At 46.5% G+C, this 24359-nt stretch carries 20 protein-coding genes; 7 read left to right on the top strand and 13 right to left on the bottom strand.

The features are described from left to right. Positions 1-93: 93 nt before the first annotated feature. The 6 genes from OM416_RS10035 to OM416_RS10060 form a co-directional block, all read right to left on the bottom strand. Positions 94-2367, bottom strand: coding sequence for a putative PEP-binding protein (locus OM416_RS10035; RefSeq protein WP_264929076.1), 2274 nt, complete (start codon positions 2365-2367; stop codon positions 94-96). 151 nt (positions 2368-2518) lie between these two features. Next, positions 2519-3673 (bottom strand): amidohydrolase family protein, encoded by a 1155-nt coding sequence (locus OM416_RS10040; protein WP_264929077.1) that lies wholly within the window; start codon positions 3671-3673, stop codon positions 2519-2521. Continuing rightward, positions 3654-4955 carry an amidohydrolase family protein gene (locus OM416_RS10045; RefSeq protein WP_264929078.1) on the bottom strand — a complete coding sequence of 434 codons (1302 nt, stop codon included), beginning with the start codon at positions 4953-4955 and terminating at the stop codon, positions 3654-3656. The genes OM416_RS10040 and OM416_RS10045 overlap by 20 nt, the downstream gene beginning before the upstream one ends. 20 nt (positions 4956-4975) lie before the next feature. Next, a complete protein-coding gene (locus tag OM416_RS10050) occupies positions 4976-6532 on the bottom strand; it encodes a glutathione ABC transporter substrate-binding protein (RefSeq protein ID WP_264929079.1) in 1557 nt (518 codons plus the stop codon). Positions 6533-6582: 50 nt separating this feature from the next. After that, positions 6583-7872: an amidohydrolase gene (locus OM416_RS10055; RefSeq protein WP_264929080.1), complete on the bottom strand. Its 1290-nt coding sequence runs from the start codon at positions 7870-7872 to the stop codon at positions 6583-6585. Between the two features lie 57 nt (positions 7873-7929). Next, positions 7930-9201, bottom strand: coding sequence for an amidohydrolase (locus tag OM416_RS10060; RefSeq protein ID WP_264930659.1), 1272 nt, complete (start codon positions 9199-9201; stop codon positions 7930-7932). Positions 9202-9417: 216 nt separating this feature from the next. Here OM416_RS10060 and OM416_RS10065 point away from each other — a divergent pair, with 216 nt between their 5' ends. The 7 genes from OM416_RS10065 (at position 9418) to OM416_RS10095 (ending at position 16352) form a co-directional block, all read left to right on the top strand. Then, positions 9418-10302: an ABC transporter permease gene (locus tag OM416_RS10065; protein ID WP_264929081.1), complete on the top strand. Its 885-nt coding sequence runs from the start codon at positions 9418-9420 to the stop codon at positions 10300-10302. A gap of 31 nt (positions 10303-10333) precedes the next feature. Next, positions 10334-11254: a nickel ABC transporter permease gene (gene nikB, locus OM416_RS10070; RefSeq protein WP_264929082.1), complete on the top strand. Its 921-nt coding sequence runs from the start codon at positions 10334-10336 to the stop codon at positions 11252-11254. 21 nt (positions 11255-11275) lie between these two features. Continuing rightward, positions 11276-12316, top strand: coding sequence for an ABC transporter ATP-binding protein (locus OM416_RS10075; RefSeq protein WP_264930662.1), 1041 nt, complete (start codon positions 11276-11278; stop codon positions 12314-12316). Positions 12317-12327: 11 nt separating this feature from the next. Beyond that, entirely contained in the window at positions 12328-13344 is a 1017-nt protein-coding gene (locus tag OM416_RS10080) for a dipeptide ABC transporter ATP-binding protein (protein ID WP_264930664.1), read from the top strand. Positions 13345-13522: 178 nt separating this feature from the next. Then, positions 13523-14287 (top strand): sensor histidine kinase, encoded by a 765-nt coding sequence (locus OM416_RS10085; protein ID WP_264929083.1) that lies wholly within the window; start codon positions 13523-13525, stop codon positions 14285-14287. A gap of 39 nt (positions 14288-14326) precedes the next feature. Next, the gene (locus tag OM416_RS10090) at positions 14327-15025 is read left to right on the top strand and encodes a response regulator transcription factor (protein WP_264929084.1); all 699 of its coding nucleotides are present in this window, start codon (positions 14327-14329) and stop codon (positions 15023-15025) included. A gap of 1 nt (position 15026) precedes the next feature. Further along, on the top strand, positions 15027-16352 hold the full coding sequence (locus OM416_RS10095; protein WP_264929085.1) for a hypothetical protein: 1326 nt from the start codon (positions 15027-15029) through the stop codon (positions 16350-16352). A gap of 58 nt (positions 16353-16410) precedes the next feature. On the opposite strand, the gene OM416_RS10100 is transcribed toward OM416_RS10095, so the two are convergent. From OM416_RS10100 to OM416_RS10130, 7 genes are all read right to left on the bottom strand, one after another. After that, the gene (locus OM416_RS10100; RefSeq protein WP_264929086.1) at positions 16411-17505 is read right to left on the bottom strand and encodes a fibronectin type III domain-containing protein; all 1095 of its coding nucleotides are present in this window, start codon (positions 17503-17505) and stop codon (positions 16411-16413) included. A 188-nt stretch (positions 17506-17693) separates the two neighbouring features. After that, positions 17694-18011 carry a hypothetical protein gene (locus tag OM416_RS10105; protein ID WP_264929087.1) on the bottom strand — a complete coding sequence of 106 codons (318 nt, stop codon included), beginning with the start codon at positions 18009-18011 and terminating at the stop codon, positions 17694-17696. A gap of 69 nt (positions 18012-18080) precedes the next feature. Then, positions 18081-19559: an AraC family transcriptional regulator gene (locus tag OM416_RS10110; protein WP_264929089.1), complete on the bottom strand. Its 1479-nt coding sequence runs from the start codon at positions 19557-19559 to the stop codon at positions 18081-18083. Between the two features lie 344 nt (positions 19560-19903). Beyond that, positions 19904-20902 (bottom strand): ABC transporter substrate-binding protein, encoded by a 999-nt coding sequence (locus OM416_RS10115; protein WP_264929090.1) that lies wholly within the window; start codon positions 20900-20902, stop codon positions 19904-19906. Between the two features lie 178 nt (positions 20903-21080). Next, complete coding sequence (locus OM416_RS10120; RefSeq protein ID WP_264929091.1) at positions 21081-21455, bottom strand: hypothetical protein; 375 nt, start codon at positions 21453-21455, stop codon at positions 21081-21083. Between the two features lie 81 nt (positions 21456-21536). Then, entirely contained in the window at positions 21537-22115 is a 579-nt protein-coding gene (locus OM416_RS10125) for a histidine phosphatase family protein (RefSeq protein ID WP_264929092.1), read from the bottom strand. Continuing rightward, on the bottom strand, positions 22112-24334 hold the full coding sequence (locus OM416_RS10130) for a class I SAM-dependent methyltransferase (protein WP_264929093.1): 2223 nt from the start codon (positions 24332-24334) through the stop codon (positions 22112-22114). The genes OM416_RS10125 and OM416_RS10130 overlap by 4 nt, the downstream gene beginning before the upstream one ends. Between the last annotated feature and the right edge of the window lie 25 nt (positions 24335-24359).

Below are 24359 nucleotides of genomic sequence, written 5' to 3' on the forward strand. Positions count from 1 at the left end.
GAAATTTTACGTTCATTTTACAAAACGCATATTTCAGTATAACAGTTTTCTGGTTGCTATTCCATGGAAGTTCCGTGTAGGACAGGGTGAGCGTTACGCAATGGTGGATATATCTGCATTCTGTGTGTTCGCGCCATCTCTCTGCCCCTTAATGGCTGCTTGTGCAGCTGCAATTCGTGCATGAGGGCTCTGTTCAGGCAAACAGCTTACGTAATCCAACCCAATTCGGTGGCAGAACGTAATGGACTCCAAATCCACAATATTTTCTCCACAGATCCCTGTCTTCAGATGAGGTTTACGAATCCGACCCTGAACAACCGCCATCTCCACCAGTTGTCCAACGCCCTCAGTGTCCAGCACATGGAATGGATTATTCGTTACCGTACGAGAGTCTTTATCACGTTGAAGGAATCGCTTCTCGGCTTCTTGGCGGCTATATCCAAACGTCTTCTCTGTCAGCTCATCCGCGCCAAACGAGAAAAAGTCTGCCTGCCGAGCAATGTGAGTCGCCGTCAGCGCAGCTCTCGGAGCTTCTATCATCGCCCCCACTTTATAGTGACAATGCCGCTTCTCCTCACCAAGCACTTGGTCAGCCACATGATCTACCAGATCTCTCATCTCCTGAAGTTCATGCACATGACCAATCTGCGGAATCATAATCTCCGGACGTACCCACCAACCTTGACGGATGCCTTTCACCGCTGCGCGGAATATTGCTTCCAGCTGCATATCAACGATTTCCGGGAACACCGTACTCAGACGACAAGCCTGTTGCCCCAGTGTCGGATTACGTTCATGCAGTTCACTGACTCTGCGAATTACACGCTCCAGTTCCTCCAGTTCATTCTGATGGTCTTTTGGTTCCTGCTGCTCCTCTGCTTGTAACCACTCGCGCCGTTTCTCCAACACTCCCTGATCCGGTAGCAGTTCATGTAACGGTGAGTCGAGCAATCGAATGGTTACCGGGTATCCATCCATCGCTTCGAATATCTGTTCAAAATCAGACTGCTGCATCGGTAACAGACGCTCCAACCCACGCCTGCGCTCAGATTCACTGTCAGCCAGGATCATTTTTTGTACAAAAGGAAGCCTTGAAGCAGACATGAGCATATGTTCCGTACGGCACAGACCAATACCTTCCGAGCCAAGTGCCCTAGCTGTAATCGCGTCTTGTGGATGATCTACATTGGACAGTATCGTCAGTTCCTTTATTTCATCCGCCCATTCGAGCAGAAGCTGTAGCTCCGGTGTGTAACTTGAGAACCCTTTCAACATTTCCGTCACATGCCACGGCTCGATACGCAATAGCGCATCCGCTTTGGTGATTACCCCTTCATGCACGAAATCAATCGTACTCCGCAAAGCGGCCTTGGCACTCAAGTACGCTGGACTGACATGCAGAAGATACAGCTCCCCTGAATCGATAATGAAGTGGATTTTTTGAACTTCTCCCATACAATTCTCCAGATAGCTGCAAGCATCCAACAGAAGACCATATAATTCCGGTTCTTCTCTCCGCAAACGACCCAGGCCTTCTTCCTGAGATTGGGAAACAGCAGATGCCATATACTCGCCCGTCAAGCCTCTTTCCCCCGTAGCCGGATGATGGGAATACACCGTGCCTATACCGCTGCGTTCACCTTGCTCACCATTAACCATCACCTGAATTAGAGCTGCCGCTCCTTGATGATCTCCTGAGAATGGAGTGGATTGGAGAAGAAGTTCTTGTTGGGAGTTGAAACGTGGTGCACGTCGTATATGAGAAACCGCACGCATGGCTTCTTTTAATTGTAATTGAACATCTTGAGGGAATGGATGAAGCCCTATATCTTCTATTAATTGCTTATATTCTGTGATCGCGAATTCCAGCTTCGCTTCATCGAGTATCGAGAGGTCTCCCAATTTCTCTTCAAATAGGGAATACGGGATGCCATGTACTAGCTGACCATAATCCTGCAATAAAATTCGATAACAATTAAGCGCATACCGTCGATCATTGGTTTGCCTGGCGAGACCCTCCACCGTCACATCATTCAGTCCCACATGAAGCAAAGCAAGGGAATCCAGATCATGGGAACTCACTTCACTTGACCTCACGGCAAGCAGCAACGGTGCTATAGAATTGCCGAAGAATTTGCCTGTTTGCTCCTCCAAATGCCGAACTGCGCTGCCAATCTCTTGAACTTCTTCTGTGGAAAGATGTCCAAGACGGGTACAGAACGCGCGACAGCCTTCCCTTGTTACAATGAACCCGGCCGGGACGGGCCAACCTGCCTGAAGCAACACTGCAAGTCCAGCCCCTTTACTACCCATCAGCCCTTTCATCTCTGCCGTACCTTCTTCCAACAGAACTACCCGTTTCGTCATTCCAGCGCTCCCATCTGCCATTACATGGCTATGCTTCAAAGGCAATCCAACCTTTCGAATTGTCCTTTAGTTAATGGTATGTTGCAATGAGGCAGTCAAGGACATTTGCTTCAGCAATTTGTGTTCGGAATGTAAAACGTATTTTTTTATCTTAACGTATACGTTTGCCCTTTTTGAATACCGCCGAGCGCGTGGGTACAGAAGCTAGAGCGTGCTGGGCGTTCAATGCCCGTACTAACATGAAGTCAGCCGGATCACCAACGCTTGGGGTTAACTTGCCATTACTCACCCACGCATAGGTGCCAAGCAACCTCTCATCACTGACCCAATTTTCGCGTTCAGCCATTCGGGAAGCTCGCTGCAACATGTCCCCATTGCCGAATGGTGACCAGGCATCACGGATGTTATCGGAGCCAAGCATGAAGTTAACACCTGTATCGAGGACCTGGCTTCCTCGTGGCATTGGACGATCAATAGGTACACTGGATACAAGTGTTACTCCGGCATGTTTTAACATATCAAGGGATGGCTGTACGTCGGATTCAGTCTGCTCCCCCAAGCAATAGGCATGGCTAACCGCTGTTCGATGCTGAAGTCCTGACTCCATTGTTAATTCAGCAAATCGCCGTAAGGTAGCTAAACCGGGTTCACCTCCATCATGAAGATGAAGGTCGATCCCCTTATCTGTAGCCGTAGCCAAATCGAACATCATCTGTAAACTGCGTTCCATATCCTGATCCAGACCTGCCGGGTCGACACCACCAACCAGATCGGCACCTATTGCCAGCGCCTCCTTCACGATCTGTTCAGATGATGAACGAATGAGCCCTTGCTGTGGAAATGCTACAATCTCAATGTCCATGTAATCACGGAGCTCATCTCGTACGCGCAGTATGGCCTCCAGATTTCGGAGCCCCACCTCAGGATACACATCAACATGTGTACGAATGCGTGTCGTACCGTAATCAATCATTTGTTCCGCAAGAACTTTCGCCCGTTCTCCTACCGTTTGGGTCAATCCACCCAGCAGCTTTTTTTCATAAGCAAGATGTGACTCCAGTGTCTGGAACGGCTCCAAGGGAATCCAACGTTCCCCGATATGATGTTTATCCAGATGGCAATGCATGTCTGCAAGTGCGGGAAGGTACACAAGCCCCGCAGCGTTCCATGAATCGGCATCACTCTGGGGAGCCTGTATTTGATCCTGATCAGTGGATTTTGCTACGACCTGTGTAATCTTCCCCTCTTCAATAACCAAAGTGTGTATTCCCGTAGGCAAAAGTACATTATCGATAACTAATTTCATGACATTCTCCATCCTCCACTCTCGTAGTCAGAAGGCGACCATTCTTCCATACACCAACAGGTCGCGGTCGTTCAATAATCAGTTCACGTCTTGATTGCACTGGAAATATGACCAGATCGGCTTGTACCCCCGCTCGAAGACCATAATTTTCTATCCCCATCGCCCGTGCTGCACCAAATGTTGCCATCTCCACCAAAGTATCTGCATCCGCTTCACTCCCCATATAGGCCGTATGAGCAAGCAACCAAGCGATATCGAGCGGATTACCATTACCAAAAGGTGTAAAAGCATTTTGAATATTGTTGGCGCCGTAAATTACGTTCACCCCTTCGTCCCGCAACAAACTAACCGGCGTTATGCCTCTGCGGGTGTTAAAGTTATCCGCTCGACCATTAAGATACAGATCTGTTGCAGGAAGTGTCATGAGATGAAGATCCGCTTCTGCAATCTTTCTGGCGCATAATTTCACCTTTTCCCGAGGCATAGCCGAAAGCGATGTTACATGGCCAGCCGAAACTCTGCCCTGGAAGTCATATTCCAAGGTCTTATTCGCAATGTGAAGTATAGCTTCATCATTAGGATTCAATGAGAAATCAGCATGGAAATCAAGGGGGCGATTGTAGCGCGCAGCTAGTTTAAACGCAAAATTCAGATGGTCATCCAGTATGGGATCAACATAAGTGATTCCACCAATTACGTCGGCTCCCATCCGTACTGCCTCTTCCATCAGATCTGCGGTACCTGGGGCACTAATAATCCCTTCTTGCGGAAAGACCACAATCTGGATCTCCATCATGTCCTCCATTTTCTCTTTCACAGTCAATGCACTGTTCATAGCCCGTAGTCCCAGCAAGGGGTCCACTTCAACATGACAACGGAGTCTGGTTACGCCGTAACTGGACAGTTTTCGGATCACTTCTATGGATCTTTGAATCATATCGGACTCCGTGAACCCCGCCTTAAGCTCAGCTGTCATCGAGATCGCTTCCTGCAATGAGGCAGCATCACCAGGCATGCGATCAAGCAAAAACGCCTTTTCCAGATGGATGTGTGGCTCAATTAACCCCGGCAGTACGAGACCACCCTTAGCATCAAATATAAATCCATACCGCCCATGATCTTCTTCAAGTTCTCCATGGATCATGCCTGTCATGTCACTTATGGATGAATCCCCACCGTCCGAAGACGGCAGGATCTGCTCAATGGTTGTACCATGCAATACGATATCATGTAGTCCATGACTCCCGGGAATCCGGCAATTTTGAATGAGTTGGCGGGTCATGTTGACCACTCCTCCGTCCGTTATTTCAGAAAGCTTGCGCTGTTGATCTCAACAAAACCGGATGGACTAATCCATACCCCATCTACATCTTTGGAGAGGGCTGCCAGATTCTCGCCATTACGGAACGGTAGAATGGGAACATCGTTCAGCTCAAGTTGAATGGCTTTTTCATAAATGGCTGTGCGTTTATCTGGGTCCGTTTCTTTCCGAGCATCTTCAATGAATTGATCCACTTCCGGATTATTATAGAAGGAATGATTGCCAGGGACTCCTTTGGAGGTGCTGTGAAACAGGTTAAACTGATTATAATCTGCATCGCCTGTTGCATTCCCCCATCCGCTCAGGAACATTTCGGTTTCCCCTTTGGCTGCTGCATCAATATAAGCTCCGAACTCCAGTACTTTCACCTCAAGATTAATTCCGATACCTTTCAACTGAGACTGTAATACTTCTGCTACGTTCACTCTTGTTTTGTTATCACTGGTATATAGCGTGGCCGAGAACCCCTCCGGATAGCCAGCCTCAGCGAGCAAGGACTTCGCTTTGTTCAGATCATAACTGTATCCCTTCACATTGGAACTGTATCCGATCATCGTGGTTCCGAGTGTGGAGTCCGTTACCTTGCCAATATTATTGTACACGCCGCTGACGATAGATTCCTTGTCCACCGCGTACGCTACAGCCTGGCGAACCAACGGGTTGTTAAATGGCTCTTTGCTTGTATTAAACCCTATATGATCCGTAGAAAAAGCTTCGTAACGCCCCAGTTTCATGGTTGATGATGCTTCAATCCGTGCAATCTCCGTGGAGGGAACCTGTTCTGCTACCTGAGCCTCTCCTGTCTCAACCATCGCTAAGCGGGTCGTATCTTCCGGGACGGTTTTAAATTCCACTTTATCGATGTTCGGTTTGTCGCCCCAATAATTTTCATTTTTAGCAAGCACAATTTTGTCTCCTGGCGTCCATGATTCAAATACAAACGGTCCTGTCCCGACAGGTTCCTTCACCATATCTGTTCCCGCCGATTCTATGGAAGCCGGGCTGAGTATATTTCCTTCCGCACTGGCAAGCAGCGACATGATTGGAGCGTAAGGATAATTCAGGATAAACTGAATCGTATGCTCGTCCACCGCCTTCACTTCCTTGATCATGGAGAACATGCCTGCTTTGGGTGTAGTCGGAATACGTTCAAACGTTTTTTGCACAGCCTCTGCATTAAAAGGTGTCCCATCATGGAAAGACACTCCCTCGCGCAATTTGAACTCCCATGTTGTATCATTCAGTTGCGTCCACTCCGTAGCCAGCAATGGTTGGTACTTGCTATTCTTGTCCATCAAGACAAGCCCTTCTGTTATTTTATGATGGTATACCGCCATCGAATTAATCTGGGAACTGTACTGAGGGTCCAGATTATTTGCATCACTCTGTCTTGCTATGACCAGTGTACCGCCCGATTGTCGTTCTCCCGGAGAGACCGCTTCACCACCTGCAGTAGATGTTCCTCCCGATGAACATGCACTGATTACAAGTGTCATGGACAATGCCAGCATGCTTCCGACAAACCCTCTTTTTTTCATAATAATCTCCCACTTCCGCTACGAATTGTATGATGTAATATCTCTGAATGTTACCCGTTAACCAGATTGCCTTGATATATAAATGCACCTCGTGCTGATCGCCTTGCAACCGCCTCAGCCGAGCAGGAAGCCTGTACAAGAACCGCTGTAGCCGTATCACCAATGAGAGGCCATTGAACATTGCCCTGATCATCTAACGGGGTGATTCCCCCTGTAATATATCCCAGTGTCTCGGCTAATCCTCGTTCTGAACTCCATCGCTCACGCTCGGCCAACCGTCCGGCTCGTTCCAATATGTCACCACGGCCGAAAGGTCCCCAGTGATCCGTGATGGTATCTTCACCTAGTTCAACTCGAACTCCGTATTTCTTCAGAAGAGAATAGGGCATCCAACGGTTAAGCGGTACAGTCGACGTTATCGAGATATCCAGTTCCGCAAACCTTTCGGCCAATTGCACCTGCATCGCTTCTGTAACATCTGCAAAACCCAGTGCATGACTTACATTCACTCGTCCCTGCCAACCGGCCTGCTCCGTCATCGCCGCAAGACGATTCATCGTAAATGTGCCCAAATGACCCGGATCATGAATATGAATATCCACTCCTGCATCGGCTTCCACCGCCATGTCCATGATGGTAAAGAGTGATTTTTCGATATCATTATCCACCGTTGCCGGGTCCACCCCGCCTACCCAGCGCGCACCGCGTCGCAGTGCCTCTTTCATTTCTGCAACGACGCCACTGCGTAGAAGACCATGTTGTGGAAACGCCACGATCTCGCATGTGAGACTCTGGCTAAACTGAGCCGCGGCTGTCACGGTTGCTTCAAGGTTGGCAAGCCCAATCTGAGGATCAATATTACAGTGAGTTTGCACATGCGTAACCCCGCTGGATTGCAGAAGAGACAATACTTTCACAGCCCTTTCCTGCGCATGCGGCAATTGCCGTGGCAACAGTTCACGCTCCTCTGCAATTCTTTTGAAAATCCCTTCAGGTGGCGTCGGCGCGATCCAAGGTCCACCGTAATATGTTTTATCAATGTGAATATGCATTTCGCGGAACCCGGGCAAAAGCAGCATTCCCCCCGCATCCCGATCTGAGCTTGGCATGGCCAACTCTGCTTCTCCTTCATTCATCAATTCTGTAGTAACCGTTAACGAATCTGAAATATTACGATTTTCCGTTTTAACGATTCGCATGATTTTTCCATGTTCGATCCATAGATCAAACAATTCACTTATGGTCCGAGTTATATGATCATTCTCATAATGATACCCTTGTTCCAGACGGACATTGCGTAACCAATACGGTGTATGCTGATGCTGTAAAATGCTCCTCATCCCCTTTTTGTTCAAAGATTCGAATCCAATAAACTTCCGTAGGTAAGTCCAACATGCTTAATCATGCACCTTTCGGTGTCCCTTCTGATCATCCCAGAGGAGATGTCCTTTGGAGAAAACCGCTTTTCTGGGTGCTCTTCGGGCTACTGCCTCCGCTGCACAGCTCGCATCTACCAATATCAAATCTGCCGAATCGCCAGGAACAGGCCACACCCGTTCACCTTGAGCATCCAATGTCTCTCTGCCTCCCGTGATCAGTCTCAGCGACTGGGCTAAAGAACGTTCGTCAATCCAGGCAAACCGTTCTGCGAGTCTCGAAGCACGTTCCAGAATGTCTCCGTTTCCGAAGGGTTGCCACGTATCATATATGTTGTCACACCCTGCTTCCACGTTCACTCCATGCTCCCACAGCAAAGGTACAGGCGGAAGTGTTCGACCATGAGGTGCACTGGTTATGATAGTTATTCCCGACTCTGCCAACAGGTCTGCTGTAGATCGAGCTTCTGCCTCACTGACTTCGCCAAGCGCAAATGCATGACTGATCGATACGTTGCCCTGCAGTCCTGCTTCCACAGTCAACCTTGCCAATCTCTTCATTGTATAGGTGCCCAAATAATCCGGATCATGGAGATGCAGGTCAATACCGGCACCCGCTTCAACTGCAAGCTCCACCATTAACTGCAAACTCGCCTCCAGATCTGTGTCCATTGTTGCAGGATCAACCCCACCAACCAGATGAGCTCCTTGTTGAAGCGCTTCACGAACCAATGCTTTACTGCGCGAGCGCAATAGACCATGCTGCGGAAACGCCACAACCTCATGTGCAATCTGATGACGATAAGAATGGAACAAGTTCAGAACGGGTTCCAGTTGTTTCGTTCCTGCTTCAGGATACACATCGATATGTGTACGTATATGGGTGGAACCTGCTTCAATCAGACGTTGAAGCAGAAGTTCAGCCCTTTGCAACGGCGGTGTGGCAAGCTGCGGAAGAAGCCTTTTTTCGATTTCACATCTGCCCGCCACCCCGCTGGCGGGTATAACCGCTTGCCACGGTTCCCCCAGCAACGTTTTATCCAGATGAACATGCTTCTCGGTAAATGAAGGTAACATCAACATTCCTCTGCCATCGTACGCAGGCTCCGCCAGAATCTGTTCTCCGTCCATGTTGACCGAATTCATCCTGTCAGCTGCAATGACTTGCACAATCACCCCTTCTCTAATCTGTACATGACTAAGTTCGTTTTCTGTACCCCGTACAGCATCCCCGTCATACACATAGCGACGTTCAATCTGCACATTAAGCAGCCAATAGTCTGTTGAATTCATGTTGTCCAATTCGCATCTCCCCCTTCTTAGCTTCTTTGTTTTGGAGTTGGAGGCTGTCAAACCTGCCTTGAATTCCATTCTAGCTATTATTTGTCATGTTTATTTACATGATCTTTACTTAAATTTTCGTTATTTTTACTTCATGAGTAAAAATCCTTTATTTTTCATTATTGTGTGTTAGTTTTATTAACATATTAAACGTTGAAGGAGGCTTCTATGAATCAATCTGTGATCACACCTGCTGCTCCACACACGGTCATAAGACCTGGTCAACTGCGTAAGTTTCTTACCCGTATGGCAGCAAACAAACTAGCCTCTGCCGGAGGTCTCATTGTTCTCTTCTATATTATTATTGCTCTTTTTGCCCCATGGATTGCTCCATACGATCCTTATAACATTCACCTGCCTGACAAACTACTTCTCCCCTCCTGGGATCATTGGATGGGTACGGATGATAAAGGTCGCGACCTGCTTAGCCGCATCATCTACGGAACACGTTTATCCCTATTAATCGGTGTTGCTGCTGTAAGTATTGGTGCAATCTTCGGCGTGCTTCTGGGACTAGTAGCTGGTTACTACGGCGGCTGGCTGGATGCCATTATTATGAGGATCATGGATATCCTTCTAGCCTTCCCGGGTATTTTGCTCGCATTGGCTATCGTCAGTGCTCTGGGAGCAAGCCTGATTAATGTCATGATTGCTGTCGGTGTCTTCTCCATTCCCATGTTCGCACGAATTGTAAGAGGCTCAACACTGACCGTCCGTAAGCTTGAATACATTGATTCCATACGCACGCTTGGCGGAAGTGATCTGCGAATCATTCTTGTGCACATCTTGCCCAATATTATGTCACCTATTATCGTGCAGATTACGTTGCGACTCGCAACTGCCATTCTGTCCGCAGCAGGCCTTTCCTTTCTAGGTCTGGGTGCTCAGCCTCCTTCCGCAGAATGGGGCGCCCTGTTAAGCAGTGGACGTGATTACATGTTCAGTGCCGCATATTTGGCTCTTTTCCCCGGCCTTGCCATCTCCACACTTGTGATCGGCTTCAATCTGTTTGGTGATGGTCTTCGGGATGCACTTGACCCCAAATTAAAATAACTTTGCTCACGGAAGGAAGAGAACATCCTATATGCTGACCTACATTGTGCGACGTCTTATTCAGACCGTTCCCGTTATATTCGGCGTCATTCTAGTCGTCTTTCTCATTATGCAGATGGTCCCCGGAGACCCTGCCGTTCTCATCGCCGGAGATGGAGCATCTGAAGAAACGGTACAAGCAATCCGCCATGATCTGGGACTCGATCGGCCTCTTCCGCTGCAATACATCCAGTATGTACTCGATGTGTTTCGCGGAGATCTGGGAACCTCGTATCGCTCAGACCATCCGGTAATGGACGAAATTATGCTTCGCTTGCCCACCACCATTCAATTGGCATTGGCGAGTATTGTGATCACGATTGTACTCGGTATGATAGCGGGAATTGTATCCGCAACTCGCCAGCATAGTACAGCAGATCGCCTGATTATGCTGGTTGCCCTGCTGGGCATCTCGCTCCCCAGCTTCTGGCTGGGCATGATGTTAATCTCTTTTTTCTCCGTCAAATATCATCTCTTGCCCGTTACCGGCTGGGGAAGTCTGGAACACGTCATCTTACCTGCCGTCACGCTCGGTGCTTCGGGAGCCGCTATCGTTGCCCGCATGACCCGTTCCAGTATGCTGGATGTCATTCATCAGGATTACATCCGTACCGCACGGGCAAAGGGTCTGAAAAATAGACTCATTGTGTACAAACACGCCCTCAAAAACGCGCTTATTCCCGTGATCACTGTCATTGGATTGCAATTTGGAACACTACTTGGTGGGACGGTTCTGGTCGAATCCGTTTTTGCCATCAATGGTCTGGGGCGATTGATCGTCGATGCCATCCGTATGAGAGACCTCCCTGTCGTTCAAGGAGGCGTACTTGTTGCTTCTGTCATTTTTGTATTCGTGAATCTGGGTGTGGATCTGTTATACCGGTACTTCAACAAAAGAATTGAGATGGATTAAGGAGGAGGAGATCGCATGGCTATGGTAACGCAGGAGAAGTTGCTGGAAGTACAAGGACTACAAACATACTTTTTTACGGACGAAGGAATTAGCAAAGCCGTTGATGGCATTGATTTCAGTGTATATCGCGGAGAAACACTAGGTCTGGTTGGAGAATCCGGTTGTGGAAAAAGCATGACATCTCTCTCCATCATGCAGCTTCTAAGTCGTCCGGGACGAACGGTTGGAGGTCGGATTTTGTTCAAGAATGAGAATCTGTTGACCAAGTCTGAAGAACAGATGCGACGCATTCGTGGCAAAGAGATATCCATGATTTTTCAAGAGCCGATGACCTCGCTAAATCCTGTCTATACAGTTGGAGAACAGGTTGCTGAGGTGTTCAGGCTGCATGAGAATCTGGGACGGAAAGAAGCTTGGGCAAAGGCCGTTGAACTGTTGCGCATGGTGGGAATACCCTCCCCTGAAGAACGCGCGCATCAGGAACCCTTCCGGCTTAGTGGCGGCATGCGTCAACGTGTCATGATTGCAATGGCCATGGCTTGTCAACCTGATCTGTTAATCGCAGACGAACCCACGACAGCGCTCGATGTAACCGTACAATCTCAAATTCTTGATCTGATGAAGCAACTACAGCAGCGTATGGGCATGTCCATCATCCTGATCACACATGATCTGGGTGTTGTTGCAGAGACCTGTGACCGCGTGGCTGTTCTATATGCAGGACAGATTGTTGAATACGCCTCTGTGGATTCCATATTCGATAAACCCAAACATCCATACACCCAAGGACTGCTTCAGTCACTGCCACGGATCGATGAGGACCAAGACGAGTTGTTAGCCATCCCGGGGACTGTTCCAAGTCCTTATAATCTGCCCTCAGGTTGCCGATTCGCCCCCAGATGTACTTTCCGCAGAGATATTTGTTCTACGGCTCAGCCTGAGCTGTTGAAGAATTCGGATGGAGAATCGGTACGCTGTTGGATGTATGACGATAACTGGAGCGGCTCTGATGCAAGCGGCCAACCACACATCTCGAATCAGGAAGGGAGCAAAGTGATATGACAAACATCCATATGAACAGCCAATTATCCGCAACGGACATAAAATCTTCGGCACTTTCAGGTTCTGATGTTCTTGCTGACATCAGGCATTTGAAACAATACTTTCCGATTCGAGGAGGCCTGCTCGGCAGAGTGGTTCACCATGTCAAAGCTGTGGATGATATCAGCTTTCAGATTCATGCAGGTGAAACGCTTAGCATTGTAGGGGAGTCCGGTTGTGGCAAATCAACGACAGGCCGTTCCATCCTGCGACTCGATGACCCAACGAGTGGAGAGATTTATTTTCAGGGTAAGAACATTCTAGCGTTAAATAAAGCTGAGCTAAAGCGAATGCGCAAGGATATGCAGATTATTTTTCAAGACCCCTTCGCCTCTTTAAACCCACGCCAGACCGTACGGCAGATTCTGAAGGAAGCACTGGATATCCAGAAAGTCGTCCCCCGCAGCAAACAGGATGAACGGATCCGTGAACTAATGGACAATGTTGGTTTGCGTCCGGAGCATGTCGATCGTTTGCCTCATGAATTTAGCGGTGGGCAGCGCCAGCGGATTGGTATCGCTCGGGCACTTGCCTTGGAGCCCCGATTGATTATCTGTGACGAAGCCGTCTCCGCACTGGATGTATCCATTCAGGCTCAGATTATTAATTTGCTCAAAAAACTTCAGAAACAACATCAACTGACCTACCTGTTTATTTCCCATGATCTTGGTGTGGTCCGTCACATCTCTGATCGTGTAATCGTGATGTACTTGGGCACAATCGTCGAGATCGCTGATAAAAAATCGCTGTTTGATCACCCGCAACATCCATATACACGTGCACTGCTGAGTTCCATTCCATCGACGAAACGTAATCAACCAAAAGAACGTGTTCAGTTAACCGGTGATATCCCTTCTCCCATCCACCCACCTAGTGGATGCCGGTTTCATACACGTTGTCCATTTGCAGTGGATCGCTGCTCTTCTGAAATTCCCGAACTGCGCACCATTCATGAGGGACATCAGGCTGCCTGCCATCTGATTTCCTAAAATCATGAAAGCTTTTTGGGCACCATTTACAAAATGCTTTCCCTCTATTGAATCACTTACCAAAATAAATTAAGATGACACTACATTTCTCTTTCAACCTCATATTTTAATCATTTTATGATTTACGGATGGCTCTATCCGATTCAATATACACCCGCTGCTAGTATGGAGGACCATCATGATTAATCTGGAGCAATTTACTCTCATCGTTTTAATATTTATTATCGCTCCCATCGTGGGGGCGATTGCGCTATTAATTTTGTTTTTTTTCGAGAAACAGTTGGACTTGCTTCGGATGCAAACAAAGCAGATCGAGCTGGAGAAAGAATTTCAAAAATCACTGTATGTACAGCTCAGTCAACAGATCCAGCCTCACTTTATGTTTAACACCCTCAACGTCATTCTCAGTCTGGCCAGACTACGTCGTACCGAACAGGTTGTTGGTGCACTTGAGGTTTTCTCCAAATTCCTCAAATTCAAATACAATACCGATGAGCCCATGATTCGTCTGGAAGAAGAGATTCGTTATACCGGGCATTATCTGGAGATTCAGCATCTGCGCTTTGGTGAACGCTTGCGACTTGTCACGGAATACGATGAGAATGTGCTTGATGCTTTCATCCCTCCCTTTGTGCTTCAAACGATTGTAGAAAATGCGTTCAAACATGGACTTGAACCAAAAATGGGCCCTGTCGAGTTAACCATCCGTTGTTTTCGAAGTCGGAAGCAAGTGTTGCTTACCGTAATCGATAATGGTGTGGGTCTCACACCAACATCCTCAGATGAAGTGATTCAAGGACATGGGCTGGAAAATATCAGAAAGCGACTGCATATCTTTTTTGGTGAGGAGAGTTCTCTAAGCTTATCAGCGGGACCACAAGAAGGAGCTGTCGTTGAGGTCCGTTGGCCCTATACCCAAGAAGAGGTATTGAAAGCTCATTAATTATGGAGAACGATACATCACGAATAGGGGGACTTCATCATGAATGTATTGCTGGTTGATGACGAGCCTCTGGAACTGGAACAGCTGGAATTTCTAATTCAGCCTCAATTTCCTTTCTGGCGTCTCTACAAAGCTGCCTATGGAACACAAGCCACTTCGATTGGACAAGAAGTACAGATTCAACTCGCCCTGCTCGATATTAATCTCCCTGGTAAATCCGGTCTGCTCGTTGCCGAAGACCTGCGCCGTCTTCACCCCGAAATTCATATTATCATGATCTCTGCACACCACAACTTTCAATACGCTCGTCAATCAATCAAGCTGAAAGTTATGGATTACATCACCAAACCCGTCATTGAACAGGAATTGCTCGAAGTATTGCATGAGTTCGATCATAATGACTCGCCAGCCGTGCAGTCCAAAGTCATTCAGGAAGCACTCCAAATTATGCAAAAACAGTTTTCAGGAAAAATCAATCTCTCCGGGCTCGCCTCTGCTGTTCACATGAATCCAACCTATCTAAGCCGACTCTTCCATGAAGAAGTAGGCATCTCTTTCTCTGAATATCTGAATCAATTGCGAATGGAGTACGCCAAACAGCTTCTTCACCGCCATTCAGATTTGAATATTGCTGACGTTGCTGAGCGATGTGGCTTTAACAGCCAGCACTACTTCTGCACACAATTCCATAAACATGTAGGGATGCCACCCAAAAAGTTCCGTGAGAAGAGGAATTAAGATGCGTTACAATCATTTCCACGACAATTTGGCGACGCCTTTCAAACTGGGTATTGGACTTGGAGCCATTGCACTGCTTGGACGATGGCTCACTGGGCTTAACATTGTAGATTCACCTGAAGCATTAATGCGTTATGGCTTGTACGGCACTTTGGGGTACTCTCTCGCGACAGCCCTGGCGCTGATGTTATTTGGGTGGTTGGGTAAATATGTGAGAAGCCACTCCGGTGATGCATTAACACTGAGTCAATGGCTGACAGCCAAACTGACACCATCAGGGGCTCGTTTGATGACAGGATTGTTTGCGATACTGCTTCTGGAAACGGTGCTCCTGCAAGGAATGGTGTCTGGATTCTTCTTCCATCAATTATTTGGTCTTCCCGAAGTTGCTGGGCGAACGGCTTTTATCGTCATCTGCTCTTTGCTTGCAGGTTTTATTGGATTACAGACACTTTATGCATTGGCTATTCCCCAAGTCATTCTGACTTTCAGCGTTGCCATCATGTTTCCTTTGTTTTATTTTATCCGGCAAGGTGTCGACCCAGTTTACTCTGGAATTCGCCTCTATCATCCTTATATGCTTGTGATCGACAACCATTCTGCCCTGCTTTTTATAGCAACTGGTGTATTGGTGGGACTGGGACAAGTTATCGCTGATCCAGCTACCTGGCAGCGTCTATTTCACATCGAACGATCCAAAATTGTACCAGCATTTATGATGTCCGGCATGATGTATGCGACGGTGCTAATGGCTTTTCTACTGCTTGTGATGGTATCCATCCATTCTGGTGGGCTGGCAAATATACCTTCTCTGATCTATCCGCTATTGTCCATAACCCATTCACCCGTTTTGTTTGGGATGTTGATTATATGTCTTATCCTGATGTTCACGGTGTCCTATATGAGCCGGTTTCAAGCCGTTCTGAAATTATGTATGGAACAATTCAACCTTGCCAACTCCGGTGAAAAGCATACCCGGAACATCATCATTTGGGTGGCCATGTTTATAGTAACCATCATTTCCCTTTCCGTGTCGATGACGCCGATTCAAATCCTGTATTTGTTCGGATCATTGCATGGTTGCATGCTTGGTCCCATGCTACTCCTGACTTTAATTCACAAGCGTACACACGGCATTGCACTGCCCCTTATCACACTAGGGGGATGGATCGCTCAATTTTTGCTGCAGCTGCTTTCCTCTTTTTCGGGGCTTGAACGAATCTGGATCAGCAGTGCCGTATCGGCTGTCCTAACCTGTATTTATCTACTCGTAACGCTAGGTCTTCGTCGCCACACTCAACACATGTCAATGGATTTAGATCGCTAATTCATCGTAGTGAACAAAAAAGAAGCCCCTTCAGCTAAGCTGAAGGAACTTCACATTTTTAGTATTCACTTACCTCAAACGTCAGCACCCGATCAAACAGGATATAATCCTTCCGACTCTTAAATGGCCCTTTGTTGTTGTCGTGTTTATCGATGGCATACGAAGCTTTTCCGCTTCCCGCTTGCTTGGCTTCATACCAGTTGATGAAATCATTTACTTCTTTCATGCTTAGGTCGAATTCTTTCTCCAAACCCGTTGTCATGGTGACGACAAAGATGGCACGGTTGGTGGATGGTTGCTCTGGTTGTTCCGGAGTTGTAGGTTCTTCAGGTTCTGGTGTGGTTGGTTGCTCTGGTTCCGGATCAACCTGACCGTTGCTCTCAATAATTGCTGATGCTTCGTTTGAGTTAACACTTTCACCAATAGGATTAACAGCAGTCACTATGTAATAATAGGTTGTACCTGAGGTTACATCTGAATCTGTATAATTGGCCTTGTTTACGCCAGTTGCCACTGTTGTATACGGCCCATTTGCTGTAGTTGATCTTTTAATTGTGTAACTGGTTGCTGTTTCTACTTCATTCCATGTCAATCCAATGGATGATTCATCTGCAGATGCTTCGAGATCTAATGGATTAGCTGGAGGTGTGATATTATACAGCTGAAACTCGGATACACTGACTGTCCGTGTATTGGAGTAATTAAACAAGTTAACTTTTGCTATTCCTTTGTACGTTGTAGGAAGATAAATTAATCTTCCATCAGCCTGATTTGCTTTTACTGTGTACCAATACGTCGGTAAAATCGCCTTTCCAGTGGAATCGAATAATCCAATTGAAACATCAAAATCTGCTTTTACACGGATAGCATTCGCTGTAACTGTTCCATTAAAGATTCCAACTGCATGATCCACCGCTGTAGATGGCGTGTTCCATTTTTCTATAATCGCGCTTGTAGCTTCATTATTATCTGTTAATGCATATGTAGATTTACTCCCCTTGCTTTCAGTATCGCTAAGTGTCATTACCATCTTATCCATGAGCCCGCCGCTATAATCTACCGCAGCATGTACCCCTGAATTAGATGCAAAACCAATTGTAAAAATAAATGCTCCAATAAATAATCCGACTTTCTTAAAAAATGTTGTTTTCACATGAATCCTCCTAAAGTGTTTATGTACAAGCACACTTTAGTGTATATATGTTTATGTGTCTAAACATAAACTTGCTCATCTATAAAATTCAGCTAAATTCTTGAAATTTTATTTTTTTATTGGATATAAAAAAGCTCAAGAAGAATAAATCTCTCCTTGCGCTCCATATTATAAATCTATTGCATGAGCTATTCCCATTCACCTTTTTTGATATAAGTTGCATCATAAGCAACAATTACATTCGTTTGATCTGTTACCTTTTGTACATCATCGACCACAACTTCTTCTTCACCGTAATCTATTAAACTAGAATCCACTTTCTCGAAGACCCCGCAATCCTTCACATAAATTACATCAGGATGGTTAGAATCATATCTTAAGCTTTCAGGAAGATCTTCACCCAAAATTTCATGCGATTCGGCGACCGCAGTTGTCGATATTGCTGTAACAAGAATCATCCCAATAACAGCTACTACTAAAAGTGAGGCCCAGATTTTTTTCCGCATAGGAAGTTCCTTTCTTCAATTCCATTTTCCTATATTATACATTAAAATGGAATGTTATAATATTTTCCCTCAAGCCATAAAACGCAATATATCCTCGATCTTCTTCCCATGAGAGATTACACCGTAGTTCATCCAGCTCATAAAATCCACTTCATACACATTGCCACTCTTCACCGCAGGCAGGCGTTTCCATTCATCCCTTTCGAGCAGTTCGCGCTCATCTCCAGGTTTGGCAGAATTTCCAGTGTCAAATGTAATCAACAAATGATCCGCATTAAGCTGACTTAACTGCTTCAACCCAATGAAAATCCTCCGCTCGTGTCTTGTCCATTGCTGCACACGGGAGTGCGGAGTCAGTCCAAGATCCTGATAAATTACAGGGCCCACGTAACCCTGCTGATCCCCATAGAGAGTAATATCTGAGGAAGATATACGCAAGAAAGCTACCGTCTGACCACGCATATAACGTGCTAAACGACCCTTAGCCTCTAATGCCTTGTCCTCATACGCACCAATTACATCTTGAACCCGATTTACCTTCCCCAATACATCGGCTGTCGATTTCAAAATGGAGCGCCAATCTTCTCCCAGATGATCGACGTAAAATGTGGGTGCCACATGCTCAAAGCGGTCCAAATTCCATCGATCATATCCCTTATCCAGCATGATAAAATCAGGTACATGGCCCAGATTAAATTGCGCATCCTGCTGGCTCACATCAAATTCAGGTACATCATCCAACCCCAAATATTGCTGTCTGCCCCAGGAATGATGTGAACATTGCAATACGGGTTTTACACCTAGAGCCAACACAAAGTCTTCCAGATATGGAGCAAAGACACGAACCTCTTGACGGTGATGACGGCGGTACAATCCAGGTGAAATACCAGCATATTGCTTGAAACGGCGACCAAAATAATACTCGCTGCTAAATCCCACATTCTGTGCAATTTCATGGATACGGTCATCCGTCAGCTGCAATAGTTGTTTCGAGCGCTCCAACCGAACCGTATTCACATAATCAAGCGGAAGCTTGCCTGTAATTTTTTTGAATTGCCGAGTATAGCTTGCTCTGGTAAGACCAATATCTGCAGCGAGCTCATCCACGGTTATGGTCTGATCATAGTGGTCGCCAATATAGCGAATTGAATTTTGAAGACGTGCACGCTCATCGGGTGCTTCTGTTTCAGGATTACTCTGGCGAAGCAAAGCACGGAACCACTCCTGGAAACGAAGCTGTACCTCCCATTGCTCTAGCCAATCGCAGGTGAACTGTTGACGCAGTATTTGTTCCAAGGCTTCGAGACAGGAACTCCACGGACTGTAACTGAGCTGCATAAGAGGTAGTATTGTCGGAGAATCTGTACTTTCGGGAAGTTCTTGCTGCTCTTCCGTGTTTCTTCTAGACAAAGCGTTCGAATTCTCTTCTTTCAATTCAGCCACCATTAGATCAAGCTTATAGTATTGCAAATCACTTTCTATTGAAGTAGAACCTTCTATTTTAATGGATGTTTCAGCGGGAACAAACATAATCATTCCTTTTTCCAAATGAACTTCCCGATCTGAGCAAAGCATTGAACCCTTCCCAGACGTTACAACGAATAGAGAGTGGGAAGACGATATTCTGTATAGCAAACGTTTATCAATATGTGATGTGTTGTGATCTACGTATTCCATATGTTGAAGCGTGCATAGCCAGGGCATGGGAATCCATTGTATTATCGTGGGGCACATGTTCATCTTCCTTAACTGAGAATTATTATCATTTAAAACAGTGTATACGAAAAAAGAAAGCTCTTCAACCCTGGCTGAAGAACTTTCTTATGGGATTATGCTCGAATCAATTTCATAACTCACTAAAAATGGATTAAGGTCTTATGAAATTGATTCACTTATGGAGTCATTTTTGCCAACAGATCATCAATTTTCATGGAATTTGCTGTAATCGCACCTGATTGCCAATGTGCTCTTTCCATGATATACACCTGATTGTTCTTAACCGCCGGAAGAGACTGCCACAACTTGCTGTCAAGTACCTTCAAAGCTTCCTTGTTCTCGGGGGAAGACCATTCACCATTGGAAGGGAAAATAATAAGATGATCCGCATCAAGTTGCGGGATGGCCTCCTCAGACAAGATTTCCTGATATTCTTCCATCTTGCTAACCAGAGGATGAGGTGTTAGACCAAGCTCCGAATAAATAAATCCGGTAAATCGATTCTTCACACCGAACAACGCCAGTGTATCATCGTTAACATTCAACCGGACAACTGCGACGGTCTCGTCTCCAACCGCTTCCTGCAACTTCGCCTTAGCATCTGCAACCTTAGCTCCGAATGCCGTAGCAACTTCTTCACCCTTTTCCGGTTTACCCACAACATCGGCAATGGTTTTCAAAATTTGATTCGAATCCTGCAATACGCTCTCAGGCAAGCGATACGTTGGTGCCACCTTGGAATACATCTCATATTTCTCCATATCCACTCCACCATCTACAATGATGAGATCCGGATCATATGCCAACAAAGCTTCAATGCTCCCTGTGGTGTCAAATTGCGGAACATCCAGTTCTAAATAATCCTGTACACCCCACAAAGGATGATACCACTGCACGACAGGTGTAATATCGAGCGCCTTCAGATAATCCTCCACATATATTCCAGCAATCCGCTGTGGTTGAACCGGAATCGTCACATCTCCAAATTCATCCTGTACAACCCGTGTAGCAGGCTCTGTCTCGGTTTCAGTAGTATTTTCTCCAGAAGCTGCACTTTCAGTTGCAGGAGTCTGTTCCGCATTCGTAGCGGTATTTGTACTACATCCTGAAATAACTAGACCCATGAGCAATAATGTGATCGCCCACCCTTTGAAACCTTTAATAAAACCTACCATGTTACCCTTCACCCCTATGTGATCTGTTGATGTAACCGTGAGAATGTTATACATATAATGATTATCATTCTCATCTATTGCCTAGGTGAATTGTAACTCATGCTTCAGCCGACTCACAATGTACATTTGATGCTATTTTTTTATACAAACGAAAACAACCATATTGATCGCTCCCCGCTTATCGCAGGGGCAACCGACCTTGACGATAACTCTCCAATAGCTGATTCACAAAGGAATCTTGCATCATATTCTGTAACAGCGCAGCGCCAATTAAACCTATATCATCACTCACATATCCCGCTAACTCAGGTTCACCAGTGAGAGCTAATGTTTGTTTGAACGCCTGTTCCCTGCATGCGCGCAACACCTCTTCTTCAGCCACCACGGTATCTTGAGCCCATCGTTCAAAGGCTTGCATCCATTTGTCAGCAAATGCGGAGGCATCCCTCTCATCCAGGTAAACTTCCACATCCAATCCTTCGAATGTCTGCTGGGTCAAAATCTGTCCTTCGTTGAGATCCAACAGTAGCTTCTCCACATCCGTTTTGCTCATTGATCTCCCCTCCAGTTCCTCATCATGTCAAATACAATTCTCAGATACAATTCTCAGATACAATTCTCAGATACAACTCTATTACTTCCACAATCGAGTGACCTGAACCAACTTGTGCGTTCCATCAAATTCTAACTTATAAATGTCCGGCATCGTACTACTCTCCCAGAAATCATAACCGTAGGAAGTATCATAATGTTGTAAAATAAGCGTCATTACATCTCCATGGGTTCCGATGACTACTCTGTGACCCGCATGTTTATCCAAAATTTTCTCGATCACCGCTATTGCCCTTGAGCAAGCCTGTTCACCAGACTCCCCACCTGAATACGCATACGTAGGATCACGGTACAACCGTTGCTTGGCTTCACGAAAATGATCATGCCTCACATCCGAACTCGACAACTGGCGTTCACGCAGATCTTCCTCTGTCACCACAATTCCACCTGACCGATCTGCCAGAATCTGAATTGTATCCACCGCTCGCCTGTAAGGGCTGGAATAGAACAGTTGAATCTGCTCCCCTTGGAGCAGACTGGCAACCGTTCCCGCATCTTGATGACCTTGCTCTGTTAGTCCACGCTCGCGTTCCTGTTCTTCAACATACCGTGACTCCGCATGTCTAACAAAATACAAAACCGTGCTGGCCTCGCTCATCATCCGTCCGCCAACCCTTTCTTCTTCTCAATGACAATCAGGCAGGTACTGTCTGGCAAAGGCGCAGGTTCGCCATCCTCGTTCATGAAGATCATTCGTTCTCCAAGTGCTTCTGTGTACCCTTCCTGAAGAAAATGTTCGAAGGTGATAATCTCGGCTTGTTCACCCAGCACTTCTCGAATACAGTTCTCATAGTCTGTTGGCGTAAATATACCGAACTGCTCCTGAATTTCATGGACGTATGCCTCTTCACCCCACGTATACGTGTATAGAAATTCCATCGCATCGTTAATCGGCAGTACAACCTCGTTGTCTGAGACCCGCTCATATTCAATTGCACGTCCCTGAAAATCCTCTGCATACCGCTCCAGCCAGCGCATCCCATCCGGTTCCAGAAAACGAATCCGGCGCTTCTGTGCTTCCGGTTCACTCATGATACCATCACGAATCAGAATTCTTCCTCCAGGTGACAGCACACGAAATGAACTTCTAAGCGCGGCTACAACCGTATCCGAATTAAATCTTCGACCGTCCAGTTCAATATATGAATATAATTCATGCAGAATGGATGAAAAAATAACCGTATCCACAGTGCCCGGCTCCACATATTGCTCCAGTTGCAGGGCATCGCCCTTCATCACTTGCCAGCGATGTCCCTCGCGCTGTTTTTTGCGTTCCAACGCTTCAATGACATTGGCTGAGATATCGATACCAATCGGCTCCACTTCCGGTTTTTCCTGCTCAATCAGATCCAGCAGAATCCCTCCACCTGGACCAATATCAAGTACCCGTTTACCAACGATATAGTCCAGCAGCACTTTTTTGTAATCGCCAGAACTGTTCATATCGGACAAATACGTCTCTTCGTTATGGAAACGATCATAGGCATCACGACGCAACCCAAACAGATCGAATAATAGCAGCACAGCCTTCTCATATAACGGCGACTTTTCCGCTTCAATACAGAATGCGATCAATTTCTCCGCCGCTGGGGAAAATTCGAAGGTCACGAATAATGTATCCGGCAGATCCGTATGACGTTCAATGCGATGGGTTAGATGGGGATAGACGATCTGCTCCCCGGAAGCAATCTGTTCCCATGAATACTGTTCCAAATACTTTTCAATCATTCGTTTCTTGTAAATATTCAGCTTCTTGACGCCTTTGTAGTCGTAATACATCGTATTCATCAATGGTTCGAAGCTGATATGACGGACTACATCAGATCGACTTTCCATAGAAGTGGGATTCATACTCTCGCTGCGAAGCGTCAACAGGAACACTTTTACCATCTCCTGCAACGAAAAATCCTGCATGGCCGACTCCACATACCATAATGTGCGATGAGCCAGCGGAGCCAGAATGGGTTCCACATCCATTTCCGTTTGGAGTTTGGCATAAGCCTCGTCCATAGCTTCTCCTTGTCGAATAGATGAGCTTCTTAAGCGGGATAACCGTTCCTTGACGCTCCAGTCCTCATGATCCGGTCCAGCTATAATCCAGCCTACAATTCGCTCTACCTCAGCCTGAACCTGATTCCATAGCGCTGGGTCAACGCCTGCAATAATGCACTCATTTAATGCCATCAGTAGGTTGTGCAATTCATCTGTAGACAGCCATCCTTTAACGATCAAGGCGTGAAGCGGCGCATTCTCGGCAAATGGAATCTCGCCGCGTATGTATTGGCCGATAAGTCCATGCGTAGCAATTAGAGTACGAATAATCTCATGCCTTGGCGTGTGTGAAGAAGGTGTAGTATGCTCGCTTAAATCCTCATTCTTACTTAGGGCATCGCCCGGAGAAGCAGGTTGATATATACTCGTCTCCTTGGTCTTACTGATGTCATTATCCAGGTGGCCTGCCCCTGCGTACAGATCATATAACTGAGCGGACCCCACATTGTGTACAAACAGGTTAACGCCTTGCTTTTGCCATACCCGCCGCTGCTCTAATGATCCGGCCTTCGCCGTCTCTGACCAGATTAATACGTCCTCCAGAATTTCTCGCACCCAAAAAGAAACCGGAAGTTTCTCCAATACGTGAAGTGTACGCTCAGTGTAGTCCAGCACCGGATTTGTTCCCTCAAGTTCGGCAATGGAATGAATGCGTTCGAGGTTAATACGGGGCTTCTCCGCTGCTGCCAGCAGTTGCAGCCATAGCTGCTGGGCTTCCGGCATGTTACCTGACTTGTATGATTGTATGGCCTTTAATGAATGCAACATGAATACGTCCCCTCTCTTTCTCTAC

It is taken from the genome of Paenibacillus sp. LS1 (assembly GCF_026013365.1).
Taxonomy (GTDB): domain Bacteria; phylum Bacillota; class Bacilli; order Paenibacillales; family Paenibacillaceae; genus Paenibacillus.

Coding starts and splice junctions, on each gene's coding strand:
- OM416_RS10035 (WP_264929076.1), bottom strand. CDS start 2,367: ATGACGAAACGGGTAGTTCTGTTGGAAGAAGGTACGGCAGAGATGAAA.
- OM416_RS10040 (WP_264929077.1), bottom strand. CDS start 3,673: ATGAAATTAGTTATCGATAATGTACTTTTGCCTACGGGAATACACACT.
- OM416_RS10045 (WP_264929078.1), bottom strand. CDS start 4,955: ATGACCCGCCAACTCATTCAAAATTGCCGGATTCCCGGGAGTCATGGA.
- OM416_RS10050 (WP_264929079.1), bottom strand. CDS start 6,532: ATGAAAAAAAGAGGGTTTGTCGGAAGCATGCTGGCATTGTCCATGACA.
- OM416_RS10055 (WP_264929080.1), bottom strand. CDS start 7,872: ATGAGGAGCATTTTACAGCATCAGCATACACCGTATTGGTTACGCAAT.
- OM416_RS10060 (WP_264930659.1), bottom strand. CDS start 9,201: ATGAATTCAACAGACTATTGGCTGCTTAATGTGCAGATTGAACGTCGC.
- OM416_RS10065 (WP_264929081.1), top strand. CDS start 9,418: ATGAATCAATCTGTGATCACACCTGCTGCTCCACACACGGTCATAAGA.
- nikB (WP_264929082.1), top strand. CDS start 10,334: ATGCTGACCTACATTGTGCGACGTCTTATTCAGACCGTTCCCGTTATA.
- OM416_RS10075 (WP_264930662.1), top strand. CDS start 11,276: ATGGTAACGCAGGAGAAGTTGCTGGAAGTACAAGGACTACAAACATAC.
- OM416_RS10080 (WP_264930664.1), top strand. CDS start 12,328: ATGAACAGCCAATTATCCGCAACGGACATAAAATCTTCGGCACTTTCA.
- OM416_RS10085 (WP_264929083.1), top strand. CDS start 13,523: ATGATTAATCTGGAGCAATTTACTCTCATCGTTTTAATATTTATTATC.
- OM416_RS10090 (WP_264929084.1), top strand. CDS start 14,327: ATGAATGTATTGCTGGTTGATGACGAGCCTCTGGAACTGGAACAGCTG.
- OM416_RS10095 (WP_264929085.1), top strand. CDS start 15,027: ATGCGTTACAATCATTTCCACGACAATTTGGCGACGCCTTTCAAACTG.
- OM416_RS10105 (WP_264929087.1), bottom strand. CDS start 18,011: ATGCGGAAAAAAATCTGGGCCTCACTTTTAGTAGTAGCTGTTATTGGG.
- OM416_RS10115 (WP_264929090.1), bottom strand. CDS start 20,902: ATGGTAGGTTTTATTAAAGGTTTCAAAGGGTGGGCGATCACATTATTG.
- OM416_RS10120 (WP_264929091.1), bottom strand. CDS start 21,455: ATGAGCAAAACGGATGTGGAGAAGCTACTGTTGGATCTCAACGAAGGA.
- OM416_RS10125 (WP_264929092.1), bottom strand. CDS start 22,115: ATGATGAGCGAGGCCAGCACGGTTTTGTATTTTGTTAGACATGCGGAG.
- OM416_RS10130 (WP_264929093.1), bottom strand. CDS start 24,334: ATGTTGCATTCATTAAAGGCCATACAATCATACAAGTCAGGTAACATG.